14 protein-coding genes are annotated in these 15,442 nt (G+C 71.9%); 7 read left to right on the forward strand and 7 right to left on the reverse strand.

Features of this window, described 5'->3' with window-relative positions; genetic code table 11:
• Positions 1-47: 47 nt before the first annotated feature.
• The 3 genes from efeU to efeB are packed head-to-tail and all read left to right on the forward strand — an operon-like array spanning position 48 to position 3,548.
• Positions 48-989, forward strand: a complete 942-nt coding sequence (efeU, locus tag ACFV3I_RS09025) for an iron uptake transporter permease EfeU (RefSeq protein WP_247638674.1) — start codon at positions 48-50, stop codon at positions 987-989.
• Positions 986-2,218 (forward strand): iron uptake system protein EfeO, encoded by a 1,233-nt coding sequence (efeO, locus tag ACFV3I_RS09030; protein WP_378822732.1) that lies wholly within the window; start codon positions 986-988, stop codon positions 2,216-2,218. Before efeU ends, efeO begins: the two co-directional genes overlap by 4 nt.
• Before the next feature lie 22 nt (positions 2,219-2,240).
• Positions 2,241-3,548, forward strand: coding sequence for an iron uptake transporter deferrochelatase/peroxidase subunit (gene efeB, locus ACFV3I_RS09035; protein ID WP_247638676.1), 1,308 nt, complete (start codon positions 2,241-2,243; stop codon positions 3,546-3,548).
• 6 nt (positions 3,549-3,554) lie between these two features.
• Here the strand turns inward: efeB and ACFV3I_RS09040 are convergent, their stop codons facing one another.
• Together ACFV3I_RS09040 and ACFV3I_RS09045 are read right to left on the reverse strand one after the other, a co-directional pair.
• Positions 3,555-4,448, reverse strand: coding sequence for a serine hydrolase (locus ACFV3I_RS09040; protein WP_247638677.1), 894 nt, complete (start codon positions 4,446-4,448; stop codon positions 3,555-3,557).
• Positions 4,445-5,575 (reverse strand): acyltransferase family protein, encoded by a 1,131-nt coding sequence (locus tag ACFV3I_RS09045; RefSeq protein WP_136035058.1) that lies wholly within the window; start codon positions 5,573-5,575, stop codon positions 4,445-4,447. Before ACFV3I_RS09045 ends, ACFV3I_RS09040 begins: the two co-directional genes overlap by 4 nt.
• Positions 5,576-5,689: 114 nt before the next feature.
• On the opposite strand from ACFV3I_RS09045, the gene ACFV3I_RS09050 reads away from it, so the two are divergent.
• Both ACFV3I_RS09050 and ACFV3I_RS09055 read left to right on the forward strand, forming a co-directional pair.
• Positions 5,690-6,916: an LLM class flavin-dependent oxidoreductase gene (locus tag ACFV3I_RS09050; RefSeq protein ID WP_136035057.1), complete on the forward strand. Its 1,227-nt coding sequence runs from the start codon at positions 5,690-5,692 to the stop codon at positions 6,914-6,916.
• 1 nt (position 6,917) lies between these two features.
• Positions 6,918-7,562 (forward strand): FMN reductase, encoded by a 645-nt coding sequence (locus tag ACFV3I_RS09055; RefSeq protein WP_136035054.1) that lies wholly within the window; start codon positions 6,918-6,920, stop codon positions 7,560-7,562.
• A gap of 55 nt (positions 7,563-7,617) precedes the next feature.
• Here the strand turns inward: ACFV3I_RS09055 and ACFV3I_RS09060 are convergent, their stop codons facing one another.
• Together ACFV3I_RS09060 and ACFV3I_RS09065 are read right to left on the reverse strand one after the other, a co-directional pair.
• The gene (locus tag ACFV3I_RS09060) at positions 7,618-8,310 is read right to left on the reverse strand and encodes a response regulator (protein ID WP_136045655.1); all 693 of its coding nucleotides are present in this window, start codon (positions 8,308-8,310) and stop codon (positions 7,618-7,620) included.
• The gene (locus ACFV3I_RS09065; protein WP_247638678.1) at positions 8,307-9,590 is read right to left on the reverse strand and encodes an ATP-binding protein; all 1,284 of its coding nucleotides are present in this window, start codon (positions 9,588-9,590) and stop codon (positions 8,307-8,309) included. Before ACFV3I_RS09065 ends, ACFV3I_RS09060 begins: the two co-directional genes overlap by 4 nt.
• 142 nt (positions 9,591-9,732) lie before the next feature.
• On the opposite strand from ACFV3I_RS09065, the gene ACFV3I_RS09070 reads away from it, so the two are divergent.
• A complete protein-coding gene (locus tag ACFV3I_RS09070; protein ID WP_247638679.1) occupies positions 9,733-11,169 on the forward strand; it encodes a cation:dicarboxylate symporter family transporter in 1,437 nt (478 codons plus the stop codon).
• Between the two features lie 56 nt (positions 11,170-11,225).
• Here the strand turns inward: ACFV3I_RS09070 and ACFV3I_RS09075 are convergent, their stop codons facing one another.
• A complete protein-coding gene (locus ACFV3I_RS09075; protein WP_168387276.1) occupies positions 11,226-11,402 on the reverse strand; it encodes a DUF5302 domain-containing protein in 177 nt (58 codons plus the stop codon).
• Complete coding sequence (locus tag ACFV3I_RS09080) at positions 11,399-12,025, reverse strand: VTT domain-containing protein (protein WP_247638680.1); 627 nt, start codon at positions 12,023-12,025, stop codon at positions 11,399-11,401. The genes ACFV3I_RS09075 and ACFV3I_RS09080 overlap by 4 nt, the downstream gene beginning before the upstream one ends.
• Positions 12,026-12,165: 140 nt before the next feature.
• Between ACFV3I_RS09080 and ACFV3I_RS09085 the strand changes: the two genes are divergently transcribed.
• The gene (locus ACFV3I_RS09085; RefSeq protein ID WP_378822733.1) at positions 12,166-14,106 is read left to right on the forward strand and encodes a GDSL-type esterase/lipase family protein; all 1,941 of its coding nucleotides are present in this window, start codon (positions 12,166-12,168) and stop codon (positions 14,104-14,106) included.
• Between the two features lie 15 nt (positions 14,107-14,121).
• Here the strand turns inward: ACFV3I_RS09085 and ACFV3I_RS09090 are convergent, their stop codons facing one another.
• Positions 14,122-15,432 (reverse strand): UDP-glucose/GDP-mannose dehydrogenase family protein, encoded by a 1,311-nt coding sequence (locus ACFV3I_RS09090; RefSeq protein WP_136035045.1) that lies wholly within the window; start codon positions 15,430-15,432, stop codon positions 14,122-14,124.
• Positions 15,433-15,442 lie beyond the last annotated feature (10 nt).

Genomic DNA, 15,442 nt, shown 5'->3' on the forward strand with positions numbered 1-15,442 from the left:
TTGGTAAGGGATGCCTTACCTCAGTCTTCATCAGAGGGACACCGTCCGTGCTCGCCACCTTCCTCATCGGCCTCCGCGAGGGGCTCGAAGCCGCACTCGTCGTCGGCATCCTCGTCGCCTACCTGCGGCGTCTCGACCGGCGTGATGCGCTCCCGAAGCTCTGGGCGGGCGTCGGTCTCGCGGTCGGTCTCGCTCTGGCCATCGGCGCGGTCCTCACCTTCGGCGCGTACGAGCTCACGTTCACCGCCCAGGAGCTGATCGGCGGCGGGCTGTCCCTGCTCGCGGTCGCGATGGTCACCTGGATGATCTTCTGGATGCAGCGGGCCGGACGCACGATGAAGGCGACCCTGGAGGGCGGCGTCGACCGTGCGCTCACCGCGGGCGGACTCTGGGCGCTCGTCGCGATCGGCTTCGTCTCCGTCGCCAGGGAGGGTATCGAGACCACCCTGCTGCTGTGGTCGATGGTGCAGTCGTTCGGCGACGCGCCCTCCGCGCTGCTGGGTGCGCTGCTCGGTCTGCTCGCCGCGGTGGCCCTCGGCTGGCTGATCTCGCGGGGCGCGCTGCGCCTCGACCTGCGCCGGTTCTTCGCCTGGACCGGCGGGTTCCTCGTGATCGTCGCCGCCGGCGTGCTCGCGTACGCCGTCATGGATCTGCAGGAGGCGGGGGCGCTGCCCGGTCCGTTCACGGCCGCCGCGCCGATCGACGCGGCCACCGGCGCGGTCGCCGTGGGGGCGGCCGGCTTCCCGTTCGGCTGGGCCTTCGACGTGTCGTCGGGGATCGCCCCCGGCGGCCCTCTCGCCGCCGTGCTGCAGGCCACCATCGGCTTCATGCCGGCCATGACCTGGCTCCAGGTGACCGCCTGGGTCCTCTACCTCGCCATCGTCGGCACGTTCTACGTGCGTGGCCTCCGCCCGCGGCGTCGCTCCGCGGCACCGACGCCGCGCCCTCGCACCAAGGCGACCCCTCTCTCACAGCAAGGAGCAGCATGACCATCTCGTCCCGGTCCCTGGGGGTGCTGGCCGTGACCGGCGCAGCCGTCCTCGTCCTGAGCGGCTGCGTCGCGAAGGAGGACACCGCGGCCACGGCCGCCTTCGAGGTGTCGTCCACCGACTCCGACTGCGCGGTCTCGGCCGCCACCGCGGAGAGCGGCACCCTCACGTTCGACGTCTCGAACGACACCGACCAGGTGTCGGAGTTCTACCTGCTCGCGGACGACGGCCTGCGCATCGTCGGCGAGGTCGAGAACATCGCGCCGGCGGCGTCGCGTACGCTCACGGTCGTGGTGCAGCCCGGTGACTACTTCACGCTGTGCAAGCCGGGCATGGTGGGCGACGGCGTGGGCAAGGCCGCCTTCGCCGTCACGGGCGACCCGGTGGCCGTCGACGGGCCGGACGCCGAGCAGAAGACGAAGGCGGTCGACCTGTACGCGGCGTTCGTGAAGGATCAGGTCGGTCAGCTCGTGCCGGCGGTGGAAGAGCTCGTGGCCGCCTACGAATCCGGCGACGACGCGACCGCCCGCACGCTGTTCCCGCAGACCCGCGCCTTCTACGAGCGCATCGAGCCCGTGGCCGAGGCCCTGGGCGACCTCGATCCGCGCATCGACTTCCGCGAGGTTGACGCCGTGGCCGACGGGCTCGACTGGACCGGCTTCCACCGCATCGAGAAGGACCTGTGGGTGCCGGCGCAGGACGCCCTCAACGCCGACGGGGAGACGCCCGCGTGGCAGGGCTGGGCCCCGTCCACGCCCGAGGAACGCGCCGACTACGGCGACCTGCTGCTCGCCGACGTGCAGGAGCTGTACGACTACGTGCACTCCGACGACTTCACAACGACCCTGGAAGACCAGGGCATCGCGGGTGTCTCCAATGGCGCGATCGCGCTGCTCGACGAGGTCGCGACCGGCAAGATCTCCGGCGAGGAGGACTGGTGGTCCGGCACCGACCTGTTCGACTTCGCGGCGAACGTCGAAGGCTCCAAGATGGCGTTCTCCCTGGTGCAGGACTTCGCCACGGCGCAGGGCGACGACGGCGCCGCGCTGGTCGACGAGATCGAGTCGGGGTACGCCGCGCTCGAGTCGTCGCTCGCCACGCACGGCTCCCTCGCGGACGGGTTCGTCGGGTACGCCACCCTCACGGCGGACGACAAGCGTGAGCTGACCGACCTGATCAACGCCCTGGCCGAGCCGCTGTCGCAGCTGACCGCGACGGTGCTCGACTGACGGGACCGCAGAGGCGCCGGACATGACCGAGAGCGAACCGATCCGCGAACCGGAGGACCGGGCGGAGGCCGCACGCGTCGACGCTCGCGCGGGGCTGAGCAGGCGCGGACTGCTCGGTCTCGCGGTCGGCGGCGGGGTCGCAGGTCTCGCGGTCGGCCTGGGGGCGGGACTGACCGGCGGCGTCGCGCTCGGACGCGCCCGCGCCGCCGAAGACGCGCAGAACAGCTACGACTTCTTCGGCGTGCACCAGGCCGGCATCACCACGCCCGTGCAGGACCACCTGCACTTCGCGAGCTTCGACATGATGCCGCGCACCGACCGCGACGACCTGATCTCGCTGCTCCAGGACTGGAGCTACGCGGCCTCGCGCCTCACGCAGGGACTCGAGGTCAGCGCGAGCGGTGCCGTCGGCGGCAGCCCGGAAGCCCCGCCCGACGACACGGGTGAAGCGCTCGGTCTGCCGTCCGCCGGGCTGACCATCACGATCGGGTTCGGTCCGAGCCTGTTCGAGAACGAAGCCGGCGACCGCTACGGCATCGCGGCGCAGCGCCCCGCAGGGCTGGAGCGGCTGCCCGCCTTCCTCGGCGACGACCTCGACCCCGAGATGTCCCACGGCGACCTCTGTGTGCAGGCGTGCGCCGACGACCCGCAGGTGGCGGTGCATGCGATCAGGAACCTCAGCCGGATCGCGTTCGGGCGTGCGCGACTGCGGTGGTCGCAGCTCGGGTTCGGCAAGACGTCCCGCACCACGGCGGCGCAGGCCACGCCGCGCAACCTGTTCGGCTTCAAGGACGGCACCGCAAACATCCTCGCCGACGACACCGCCGCGCTCGACGAGCACGTGTGGGTCTCCGCCGCGGACGATCCGGGCTGGCTCGCGGGCGGCTCGTACCTGGTCGCCCGGCGCATCGCGATGCTGATCGAGACGTGGGACCGGGTGCGACTCTCGGAGCAGGCCACCATCATCGGCCGCGACAAGGGCGAGGGCGCCCCGCTCTCCGGCGGCGACGAGTTCACCGAGCCCGACTTCCACGGCGGCGCGATCGACGCCCACAGCCACGTGCGGCTCGCGCACCCGACGCAGAACGACGGCGTGCGCATCCTCCGCCGCGGCTACAACTACGTGGACGGCAACAACACGCTCGGACGGCTCGACGCCGGGCTCTTCTTCCTGTCGTATCAGCGCGACCCCGCGCAGTTCATCACGCTGCAGCGCCGGCTGGCGACCGACCGCATGAACGAGTACATCCGCCACGTCGGGTCGGGGATCTGGGCGGTGCCGGCCGGCGCGAAGCCCGGCTCCTACGTGGGTGCCGAGCTCTTCGCCTGACTGGCCCTAGGACCCGAGCCGCGCGGCCTCCAGCACCTCGACGACGGACGAGGCCAGCGCATCGGCTCCCGCGTGGTCGTCGGCGCTGATCGTCACCACAGCGTCATCGAGGAAGATCATCAGCTGCCCGTAGGCGCCGTGCAGCCGCCAGGCCCGTCCCGGTCCGCCCCACCCGGCGAGGGCGTAGCGGTCGTAGCCCGGGTTCACGCCGGCGACGACGCCGTCGCGGTGCATCGCATCGATGTGCTCCGGCGACACGAGCCGACGCCCCTCCCACGCGCCGCGGTCGCGGATCAGCCGCCCGGCGCGCGCCATCTCCTCGGTGCGCAGCGCGAGACCGCCGCCCGCCTCGATGCGGCCGTGGGGGCAGCGGGTCCACCGCGCGCCGTGAATGCCGAGCGGCCCGAGCAGGCGGTCGTCGAGGTAGTCGCCCACGTCGCCGACGCGCGCGGCGAGGGCCGCCATGGCGGTGTAGGTGCTGGCATTGGAGTACTGGAAGACGCGCCCGCGGGAGGGGCGCCGCAGGAACTCCGCGGCGAGGTCGGGCCAGTCGGTCAGAAGTGTGGGCGACCAGGGCAGGTCGATCCCGCTCGACATCGACAGGAGGTGGCGCAGCGTCACCCGGTCGACGCCCGGCCCGAGCTCGTGATCGGGGAGGAGGTGCGCCACGGGCTCGTCGAGCGAGACCACGCCGTCGTCGGCGGCGAGAGCCACGGCGAGCACGCACACGCCCTTCGCGACCGACTGGATGTCCTCTCGCACGTCCGGTGCCCAGCGGTGTTCGGCGGTCCCGTCGCCCGCGCGCACGTGGAGGCCGTGTGCGCGGAAGCCCGTGTCCTCGATGATCGCGACCAGGCTGTCCTTTACGGAGAGGGCGTCGGCTCCGGGGGCGCCGCTCATCGGGGACGACGCGAGCCGGTCGGGTCGTTCCTGCGACCCTCGCGCGCGGCGAGCTCGGGATCGGAGAACAGCCAGCGCGGGCGCGGCTCCACGAGCGGGCGGAACAGCCGTCGCACGGGCTTGGTAGCCAGCAGCAGCGCGAGGACCACCGAGAGCGCGGTCACGAGCGGCAGCCAGAACCACGTCGGCTCGAGGTCGCGCAGCACACCGCTCTCCCGGAAGGGATAGAGCACGAACGAGTGCAGCAGGTAGACGTACATCGTGTACTGGCCGAAGGTCGTCCACCAGTACGAGCCGCGCGGGATCAGCGCGAAGAACGCCGCGCACAGGACGACGGCGAGCAGCATGAGGGCGACCCGGATCGCGCCGGCCCACCACTGCGTGCCGACCAGGTCGGAGTAGGAGGCCTCGTAGAACAGCCATTCGCGCAGGTCGGCGGCCTGCCACAGCGGAAGCCAGTTCCAGGCGGCCCACCCGGTCGCCGCGAAGACGCCGATCGCCGCCGCGCGGATCCACCAGGGGCGGAAGTCCAGCAGGCGCAGCCGGTTGACGATGTCGTGCTCGCGCAGCCACCAGCCGAGCGTGAAGAAGGGGAGGAGGCCCAGCGTGCGGGACAGCGAGAAGGTGCTGTCGACGTTGGAGAGGTAGCCGGCGCCGATCGAGATCACGACGGTCCACAGCAGCGGCCAGCGCAGCAGCGCGAGGTAGGGGAGGACGAGGCGGAAGATCGCCAGCGCCAGGAGGAACCACAGTGTCCAGCTCGGTTTGGTGAAGTTCGGGGTGGCCTGACCTTCGACGAGCCACTTGGTGAGGGTCCACAGCGTCTCGAAGATCACGTAGGGCAGGACGATGTCGGTGATCACCCTGGCCATCTGCGTCTTGGTGGGCGAGCCCGACTTGGAGAAGTAGCCGGAGATGATCGCGAACGCCGGCATGTGGAACGCGTACAGCGCGAGGTAGAACGCGAACGCGATGTCGGAGTCGTAGATGAGCCGCTGGATCGCATGGCCGAGCACGACGAGGACGATGCACGCGTAGCGAGCGTTGTCCCAGAACGGCACGCGCCGGCGCTTCCGCGGGACGGACCCGGTGGCGGGCCCCGTGATGTCGGCCCCGGTGGTGCTCATCCTCCGAGGCTACAGGCGCGGGAATAAAGTTGCCGTGCACGCGTTGACACGATTACATTCAAATGAATAGAACCGGGTGGCACGATCATCGGGTTCGGAGAACACGGAGCAATCATGAGCGAGCAGTCAGGCGCGCAGGCGATGCAGTTCGGCATCATGTCGGTCAGCGACATCACCCGCGACCCCACCACGGGCGTCACCCCCAGCGAGCAGGAGCGCATCAAGGCCACGCTGGCCATCGCCACCCACGCCGAGGAGGTGGGCCTCGACGTCTTCGCGATCGGCGAGCACCACAACCCGCCGTTCTGGTCCTCCAGCCCCACCACGTTCCTGGCGGCGCTGGCCGCGCAGACCGAGCGCCTGATCGTCTCGACGTCGACCACGCTCATCACCACGAACGACCCCGTGCGCATCGCCGAGGAGTACGCGATGCTGCAGCACGTGTCCGACGGCCGCATGGACCTGATGCTCGGGCGCGGCAACACCGGCCCGGTGTACCCGTGGTTCGGACAGGACATCCGTCAGGGCCTCCCGCTCGCGATCGAGAACTACGCCCTGCTGCACAAGCTGTGGCGCGAGGACGTCGTCGACTGGGAGGGCAAGTTCCGCACCCCGCTGCAGGGCTTCACGTCGACCCCGCGCCCGCTCGACGGCATCCCGCCGTTCGTCTGGCACGGATCGATCCGCACCCCGGAGATCGCGGAGCAGGCCGCCTACTACGGCGACGGGTTCTTCGCGAACAACATCTTCTGGCCGAAGGAGCACTACCAGCGCCTGATCGAGCTGTACCGCCAGCGCTTCGAGCACTACGGCCACGGCACGCGCGAGCAGGCCATCGTCGGACTCGGCGGGCAGGTGTTCATGGCCGCGAAGTCGCAGGACGCCGTGAACCAGTTCCGGCCGTACTTCGACAACGCCCCCGTGTACGGCCACGGCCCGAGCATGGAGGACTTCACCGAGATGACGCCGCTGACGGTCGGTTCGCCGCAGCAGGTCATCGACCGGTACGCGGGCATGCGTGAGCACTTCGGTGACTACCAGCGCCAGCTCTTCCTGATCGACCACGCCGGCCTTCCGCTGAAGACGGTGCTCGAGCAGCTCGACATCCTCGGTTCCGAGGTCGTGCCGGTGCTGCGCAAGGAGCTCGCGAAGGACCGTCCGGCCGGCGTGCCCGACGCCCCGACGCACGCGGCGCGCGTGAAGGCCGAGTTCGGCGACGGCCCCACGCGTCAGGCGCGACCCGGCGCCAACCGGGGCGACAACCTCACGGGCGACTCGCCCTACCAGGACACCCCGGCACCCGCGGGTGCCGCGTTCGGACTCGGCCGGAAGGAGGCCTGACATGACCACGCGTCGCATCGCCGTCGTCTCGGCCGGCCTGTCGAACCCCTCGTCCACGCGGATGCTGGCCGACCGGCTCGCCGCCGAGACCGTCAAGGCGCTCGCCGAGCGCGACATCCAGGCCACGGTCGACGTGATCGAGCTGCGTGACTACGCGCACGACATCACCAACAACCTGCTCACGGGCTTCGCGCCGCCCGCCCTGGAGACCGCGATCAACACGGTCGTCTCGGCGGACGCGCTGATCGCCGTGACCCCGATCTTCTCGACCAGCTACTCCGGCCTGTTCAAGTCGTTCATCGACGTGCTCGACCCGGACGCGCTGACCGGGAAGCCCGTGCTGATCGGCGCCAACGCGGGCACCCCGCGGCACTCGCTCGCAATCGACTACGCGATCCGCCCGCTGTTCGCCTACCTGCACGCGGAGGCCGTGTCGACCGGCGTGTTCGCGGCGTCCAGCGACTGGGGCGGCGCGGGCGACGACGTGGCCCCGCTCGCCAAGCGCGTCGAGAAGGGTGCCAGGGAGCTGGCCGAGGCTGTCGCCCGCCGCGAGGCGGCCACGGTCGTCGACCCGTACGACCCGGCGACCTATCTCGGTGAGGGTCGATCGTTCGGACACATGCTCGGCGGTCTCGCGGGCGAGTGACCCCGCGCCGACGTCCGCGCCCCGTCCCCGTGGAGACACGGGGACGGGGCGCGCGTCACCGCCCAGCCGGTCCCCGCCGCCAGGTGTACTCGGTCTCGGGTCGACCGCGCGTCCCGTAGCGGGCACCGCGCACCGCCACGCCCTCGACGACCAGGTGCTCGAGGTAGCGGCGCACGGCCACGCGTGACAGTCCGAGTCGCTCGGCGGCCTCGCGCGCGGAGAGCGGTCCGCGGGCGCGCAGCTCCGCCGTCACGCGCTCCAGCGAGGTCGCCGACAGCCCCTTCGGCAGGACGATGGCTCCGGTCGACCGACTCAGCAGCGCGTCGATCTCCGCCTGCGTCGCCGGGCCCGTCGTCCCGTGCGCCTGGGCACGATACGCCCGGTACTGCTCCAGCCGCTCCTGGAACACCGCAAACGCGAACGGCTTCACGAGGTAGTGGAAGACGCCGAGTGCCGCCATCTGCCGCACGGTCTCCGCGTCGCGCACGCCGGTGATCGCGATCACGTCCAGCGCCGCACCGCTCGCGCGGAGCGCGCGCAGCACCTCCAGTCCGGATCCGTCCGGCATCGTCACGTCGAGCAGCATCAGATCGAACGCGCCAGCGCCGGGTCGCTCGCGCACGGCCGTGAGAGCCGCGCGCGCTCCCGTGCACTCACCGGCCACCGCGAAGCCGTCCAGCCGCGCGAGGTAGGTGCGATGCAGCTCGAGGGTCAACGGGTCGTCGTCGACCAGCAGGACGCGGATCACGACCTGCTCCCGCGTGACGATGCCGACGGGAGGGTCACCCGGAACACCGTCGGCGGGCCCGCCACGGTCACGTCCCCGCCGGCCTCCCTCACGACGGAGCGGACGAGGGCCAGCCCGATGCCGCGCCCGTGCGGCCCCGCGGGCTTCGTCGTATACCCCTGGGCGAAGATCCGCTCCCGCTGATCGACCGGGATCCCCGGGCCGCTGTCCGCCACCTCCAGCACGATGCCGCCGCGATCGCCGCGCCGCAGCGACACCCGCACCCAGCGGTCTGCGGATTCCGCCGCGGCATCCATCGCGTTGTCGACCAGATTCCCGAGCACGGCCACCGCGTCGACGGGCGCCAGCGGGGTGCGCGGGGTGTCCGGGGCGATGTCCATCCGCCAGTCGATGCCGCGCTCGCGCGCCTGTGCGGCCTTGCCCAGCAGCAGTGCGCCCACCGCGGGGTCGCCGTGCTGCCGCGCCGTGACCTGGTCCACGAGGGACTGGCTCTGCCTGGACGTCTGCGTGAGGATCTCGATCGCCTCGTCGCGGCGGTCGAGTTCGAGCAGCGCCACCGCCGCGTGCATGCGGTTGCCGTGCTCGTGCGTCTGCGCCCGCAGCGCTTCGCCGAGGGTGCGCACCGACTCATAGGAGGAGACCGCGTCGCGCAGCTCCCCGGGCGGCAGGTCGCCCGCGAACCGCCGCGTCACCCGACGGGCGAGCAGGGCACCGCCCACCCCGAGCAGCACCAGTCCCGCCGTGATGGCGAGCGACAGCGGCAACCGCCGCACCAGGGTCTCGGAGATGGTCTCGGTCGTCACCCCCGTGGCGACCCAGCCCACCAGGGTGCCGTCATCATCGACAACAGGGACGATCGTCCGCACGGACGGACCGAGCGTGCCGCGGAACTCCTCGGTGAGCACGCGCGGGGTGGACGGGACCGTCCCGAGGTACGGCGCACCGATCTGAGTCGGATCGGGATGGGTGAGGCGCAGACCCTCCGGCGTCATGATCGTGACGAAGTCCAACCCCGCCCTGTCGATGACCTCCAGCGCGTACGGTTCGAGCGACGCGCTGGCGCTCGCCGTATCGCCGCGGGTGAGCAGTGCGACCACGTCCGGTGCGGAGGCGAGGGCGGCGGCTGTGGCGGCGGTGAGCCGTTCGGCCTCGGAGCGGACGGCACGCTGCGCCTCCACCACGAGGAACAGCGCGACGAGCGCGCCGACGACCACGGCGGTCACCACGAGCGCCGCGAATACCCGCGACGCGGCGCTGCGGCCTGGGGAGGCGTGCGCCATCCCGTTCCTCCGATCGTCGACGGGTCCGGCAGGGACCAATACGACCACAAATGGCGTCGTCGTGCGAGCGCGGAGACCGTGGAAGGGGTCGGGGGCACAGAGGCCACCGGCTCGGACGACGACGTCGACACGAGGAGGACGCATGGCGCTCACGACGGGATTCTCCCTTCCCCGGTTCCACTGGCGGCGAGGCAAGCACGCCTGGGACCGCCACACCTGGCTGTACGTCTCGGTGATCATCGCGGTGGTGCTCGGCGCGGTCGTCGGGCTGGTCTGGCCGGAGGTCGGACGCGGGTTCGAGCCGCTGGGCACGGGATTCGTCGCGCTGATCAAGATGATGATCGCGCCGATCATCTTCTGCACGATCGTGGTCGGTGTCGGTTCGATCGCGAAGGCGGCGACGGTCGGGAAGATCGGCGGTCTCGCGCTGCTCTACTTCATGGTCATGTCGACCTTCGCGCTCGCGATCGGCCTGATCGTGGGGAACATCGTCCACCCCGGCTCCGGGCTCGACATGGCGAACGCCAGCTATCAGACGGAGACCACGGAGGCCACGACGACGCAGGAGTTCCTGCTCGGGATCATCCCCGCGACGTTCTTCTCCGCCTTCACGGGCGAGAGCGTGCTGCAGGTCCTCTTCATCGCCCTGCTCACCGGGTTCGCGCTGCAGGGGCTGGGTGAGCGCGGAGCCCCGATCATGGAGGCGGTCAAGCAGCTGCAGAAGCTCGTGTTCCGGATCCTCGGCATGATCCTGTGGCTGGCCCCCATCGGCGCCTTCGGGGCGATCGCGGCCGTCGTGGGCAAGACGGGGGTGGCCGCGATCTGGAGCCTCGGGATCCTGATGGTGGCGTTCTACATCACCTGCATCGTCTTCATCCTCGTGGTGCTGGGGACGCTCCTGTGGGCGGTCACCAGGGTCAACATCCTGTCGCTCATGAAGTACCTGGCCAGGGAGTACCTGCTGATCGTCGGCACGTCGTCGTCGGAGTCCGCGCTGCCGCGCCTGATCGCGAAGATGGAGCACATCGGGGTCTCCAAGCCCGTCGTCGGCATCACCGTGCCCACCGGCTACTCGTTCAACCTCGACGGCACCGCGATCTACCTCACGATGGCGTCGCTGTTCATCGCGACCGGGATGGGCCAGCCCATGTCGATCGGGGAGCAGATCGGCCTGCTGGTGTTCATGATCATCGCGAGCAAGGGGGCGGCGGGCGTCACGGGAGCGGGCCTGGCGACGCTGGCCGGCGGGCTGCAGGCGTACCGGCCCGACCTCGTCGACGGCGTCGGCGTCATCGTCGGCATCGACCGGTTCATGTCCGAGGGGCGGGCGCTGACGAACTTCACCGGCAACGCGGTCGCCACGCTGCTGATCGGCACCTGGACCAGGCAGATCGACCGCGACCGCGTACGCCGGGTCCTGAGCGGCGAGCTGCCGTTCGACGAATCACGACTCGACGGGGTGGACGCCCACGCGGCGCCGCACCCGCAGGCCACCGACGTCCAGGGACTGCACGAGGCCGCCGTCACCGAGATGTCCGCGAAGGAGGAGCGCGCGCGCAACCGGGCCCTCGGCGGATGACACGGGCGGGACAGGGATGCGGGAGCCGGTGATCACCGGCTCCCGCATCACCGCGGTCAACCGCTCTTGCGTCGGAACTCGCGTCGCGTCTGCGGGGCGTTGGCGGCGTGGACGGCGGAGTCGCCGTCGAGGTGGGCCTCGCCCTGCCGGTGGTGCGCGTTCTTCTTCTCGAGCGCTTCCTTGAACTTGCGCTTCATGTCCTCCGAGGAGGAGGCGCCTTCTTCGGTGCTCATGCCCCCGAGCCTAGGGCACCGTCGTCGCGCGCGGGGAGTCGGCCGCGGCGTCGCGCGGCGACCCGGTCCACAGCGAGTCCGAGCGCCACGGCCACGACGATCGACACCGGCACCGCGACCAGCGGCCCGCCGGGGAGCACCGCGGCGATCAGGGCGCCGACCGCGGCCTGGTACACCGCCCACCCGGTCGCCGCGACGACCACCAGGGGGAAGTAGCGCAGGGGTCGCACACGCGAGGCTCCGGCGACGAGGTTCACCGCGAGCCGCGCGAAGGGCACGAAGCGCGCCGTGAACAGCACCGTGGCCGCGCCGCGGTCGAGGCGCCGTCTGGCGCCGTCCAGCGCCTGCCACACGCGCGGCGCGCGCATCCACCGCCATCGCCGGGTCCCGACGAGCCGTCCGATCAGGTAGCAGCAGGCGTCACCGACGGCGGCGGCCGCGGCGGCGCACAGAACCACGGCCCAGAGCGGAGGACTGCCCGTCGTGACGGCCAGTGCGCCGAGTGCCGTCACCGCGATCTCGCCGGGGATCACGACGACGAACGCGTCACCCAGTACGAGCAGGCTCATGACCACGAGGCTCCACGGGCTCGCGAGCGCGTCGGCGAACAGATCGGTCGGCACGACGCCCAGCGTGCACGGCGCGGGTGAACGGCAACCGACGGGAAGCTGGCCGGTGACCCCCGGTCCAGCATCCGGTGAACATCTGGTGCACCGGGCCGTTTCCGGGCGGTGGCCGCTCGAGCCGCGGCCATCCTGTGGGTGTGAGAGTCGCGATCGTCACCGAGTCCTTCCTTCCGCACATGAACGGCGTGACCGGATCCGTGATGCAGATCCTCCGCCATCTCGAGCGCCGTGGACACGAGGCGCAGGTCATCGCGCCGGCGGCGGAGGGCATGCCGCGCGAGCTCCACGGCGCGCGGATCACGGCGGTGCCGAGCATGCCCCTTCCCGGCTACCGCGACGTGCGGGTGGGCGCGTCCGCCCCGGCGCGGATCATCGCGAGCTGGGCCGACTTCCGACCGGACGTGGTGCACCTGGCGTCGCCGTTCGCCCTCGGGTGGCGGGGCGTGCTCGCGGCGGAGCGGCAGGGAGTCGCCGCGGTGGCCGCATACCAGACCGATGTCGTGTCCTACGCCGAGCGCTACCGCGTGGCCGCGACAGCGGGGATCGCGCAGGCACACGTCACCCGGCTCCACCGGCGGGCCACCCTGACGCTGGCTCCGTCTGCCGAGTCCGCCCGACAGCTCGCTCAGCTCGGCGTCGACCGCCTCCGCCGCTGGGGGAGAGGCGTGGACGCGGAGCGGTTCCATCCGACGCGCCGCGACCCCGCTCTGCGTGCACGGTGGGGTGAGCACACCGTGATCGGCTATGTCGGGCGTCTGGCCCCGGAGAAGCAGGTGGAAGACCTGGCCGTGCTCGCCGGGATCCCCGGTACCCGTCTCGTCGTGGTCGGCGACGGCCCGAGCCGTGCGCGCCTGCAGCACCTGCTCCCTGACGCCCTGTTCCTGGGCCACCTCGACGGCGACGCGCTCGCCGCGGCCCTGGCGTCGTTCGACGTGTTCGTGCACCCGGGGGAGAGCGAGACCTTCGGGCAGACTCTGCAGGAGGCGCACGCGAGCGGCGTCCCCGTGGTCGCGACGGGGCGCGGGGGACCGCTCGACCTCGTACGCAGCGGAGTCGACGGCTGGCTCTACCCTCCCGGTGACCTGCGGGAGCTGCGCCGGCGCGTGGGCGAGCTCGCGACCGATGCGCACACGCGGCGCGCGTTCGGCCGCGCCGGTCACGAGAGCGTCCAGGCGCGCAGCTGGGCGGCCGTCGGGGATCAGCTCCTCGGGCACTTCGCGGAGGCCGAGGAGCTGCACAGGACGGACGCGGCGGCGCGAGCCCGTCGGCTCGTGAGGCCCGAGCCCACGCCACCCGTGCCGCCGGCGCGCTGGCGCAGATACGTCGCGCTGGGCGACTCGCTGACGGAGGGACTGTGCGACCCGGGCGCGGATGGGGCGCTGCGGGGCTGGGCCGACCGACTGGCGCTGCTGCTCGCGGCGCGGGGCGGGTTGCACTACGCCAACCTCGCCATCCGGTCGAAGCGCGTGCAGGACGTCTGCGGGGAGCAGCTCGAGCGCGCGCTGGAGCTCCGACCCGACCTGGTCTCGATCCTCGTGGGCGCGAACGACCTCGTGAAGTACCGTGCCCCCGTGCCGACGCTCGCGGCACAGGTCGAGGGCGCGATCGTGCGACTGCGCGCCGGCGGCGCCGAGGTCGTGCTGGTGACGCCCTTCCTCCCCGGACGACGCGCGGCAGCCCTGTACGCGCGACGCTTCGCAGCTTTCGCGACCGCGCTCGCCGGGGTGGCCGCGCGGACCGGCGCCATCCTGATCGACACCGACCTGCATCCCGCGCTCGCGGAGCGACCGCACTGGGGGGAGGATCTCGTGCACCTCAGCAGTCGCGGGCACCGGTTCCTCGCCTATCGCGTCGGCGAGGTGCTCGGGGTGCCCCATGCCGAGGCCCTCGGCGCGCTCGACGCCGTGCTGCACGAGCACGAGTCGATCGGAGCCGGTGCGTGGTGGCGGCGGTACGCGCTGCCGTGGGTATGGCGTCGCCTGCACGGGAGGGCCGCGGGTGACGGCCGCCGCGCCAAGCACGACGACTACGTCTACCTCGGTCGCTCGTCCGTCGAGCGCGGCGCGCCGGTGGGCTGAGCGCGGGGGTGGCGCTCAGCGACGACCCATGCCGCGGTACGTCCAACCGGCCGCACGCCACGCCGCGGCGTCGAGGCAGTTGCGGCCGTCGACCACGACTCGTCCGCGCACGAGCGACCCCGCATGCGCGGGGGAGAGCGCACGCCGGTACTCGTCCCACTCCGTCACGACCACCACGGCGTCGGCCCCGCGGAGGGCCTCGTCCCGGTCGCTCGTGTATCCCAGCTGCGGGTGCAGGGCCCTGGCGTTGTCGATCGCCGCGGGGTCGGTGACCACGACGTCGGCGCCGAGGCCGCGCAGGCGCACGGCGACATCGAGCGCAGGGGAGTCGCGCACGTCGTCGCTGAAGGGTTTGAACGCGGCACCGAGCACCGCGATCCGGCGGCCGAACACCCGTCCGGCGAGGGCGTCGACCACGAGCTGCACCGCGCGGTCTCTGCGGCGGAGGTTGATCGCGTCCACCTCGTGCAGGAAGCCCACGGCCTCGCGCCGACCGAGCTCCTCCGCGCGCGCCGCGAACGCCCGGATGTCCTTGGGCAGGCAGCCGCCGCCGAATCCGATGCCGGAGCCGAGGTAGCGTGGCCCGATGCGCGTGTCGTGGCCGAGCGCCTCCGCGAGCAGGGCGATGTCGGCGTCCGCGGCCTCGGCGATCTCGGCCATGGCATTGATGAACGAGATCTTGGTGGCGAGGAAGGCGTTGGCCGCTCCCTTCACCAGCTCGGCGGTGGCGAGGTCGGTCGCGAGGAAGGGGGTTCCCGCCTCGATCGCGGCACGGTACACGTCGCGCAGGACCGCGACGGCGCGCTCGCCCGCTGCCCCGCTGTCCGCCCCCACCACGATCCGATCGGGGGTCAGGGTGTCGTGCACGGCCCAGCCCTCCCGGAGGAACTCGGGGTTCCACGCCAGCGTCGCTCCGCGGTCGTGCACGAGTCCGGCGAGACGCGCGGCGGTGCCGACGGGAACCGTGGACTTGCCCGCCACCACGTCGCCGGGGCGCAGGTGAGGGAGCAGCGCGTCGACGGCGGCGTCCACGAAGCGCAGGTCAGCGGCCGGGCCGTGCGGCTGCTGCGGCGTGCCGACGGCGAGGAAGTGCACGGTCGCGCCTGCCGCGTCCTCGATGCGGGTGCCGAAGCGGAGGCGCCCTGCCGCCCGACCCGACGCGAGGAGGTCGTCCAACTGCGGCTCGAAGAACGGGGCCTGCCCGCGGGAGAGCGCAGCCACGCGGCCCTCGTCGACGTCGACGCCGATCACCTCGTGTCCGAGCGATGCCATGGCCGCGGCGTGCACGGCCCCGAGGTACCCGCATCCGATCACTGACATGCGCATGGCCCCAGCA

It is taken from the genome of Microbacterium sp. NPDC059771, from assembly GCF_042732495.1.
Taxonomy (GTDB): Bacteria; Actinomycetota; Actinomycetes; order Actinomycetales; family Microbacteriaceae; genus Microbacterium; species Microbacterium sufflavum.

Coding starts and splice junctions, on each gene's coding strand:
- efeO (WP_378822732.1), top strand. CDS start 986: ATGACCATCTCGTCCCGGTCCCTGGGGGTGCTGGCCGTGACCGGCGCA.
- efeB (WP_247638676.1), top strand. CDS start 2,241: ATGACCGAGAGCGAACCGATCCGCGAACCGGAGGACCGGGCGGAGGCC.
- ACFV3I_RS09040 (WP_247638677.1), bottom strand. CDS start 4,448: ATGAGCGGCGCCCCCGGAGCCGACGCCCTCTCCGTAAAGGACAGCCTG.
- ACFV3I_RS09045 (WP_136035058.1), bottom strand. CDS start 5,575: ATGAGCACCACCGGGGCCGACATCACGGGGCCCGCCACCGGGTCCGTC.
- ACFV3I_RS09050 (WP_136035057.1), top strand. CDS start 5,690: ATGAGCGAGCAGTCAGGCGCGCAGGCGATGCAGTTCGGCATCATGTCG.
- ACFV3I_RS09055 (WP_136035054.1), top strand. CDS start 6,918: ATGACCACGCGTCGCATCGCCGTCGTCTCGGCCGGCCTGTCGAACCCC.
- ACFV3I_RS09065 (WP_247638678.1), bottom strand. CDS start 9,590: ATGGCGCACGCCTCCCCAGGCCGCAGCGCCGCGTCGCGGGTATTCGCG.
- ACFV3I_RS09070 (WP_247638679.1), top strand. CDS start 9,733: ATGGCGCTCACGACGGGATTCTCCCTTCCCCGGTTCCACTGGCGGCGA.
- ACFV3I_RS09075 (WP_168387276.1), bottom strand. CDS start 11,402: ATGAGCACCGAAGAAGGCGCCTCCTCCTCGGAGGACATGAAGCGCAAG.
- ACFV3I_RS09090 (WP_136035045.1), bottom strand. CDS start 15,432: ATGCGCATGTCAGTGATCGGATGCGGGTACCTCGGGGCCGTGCACGCC.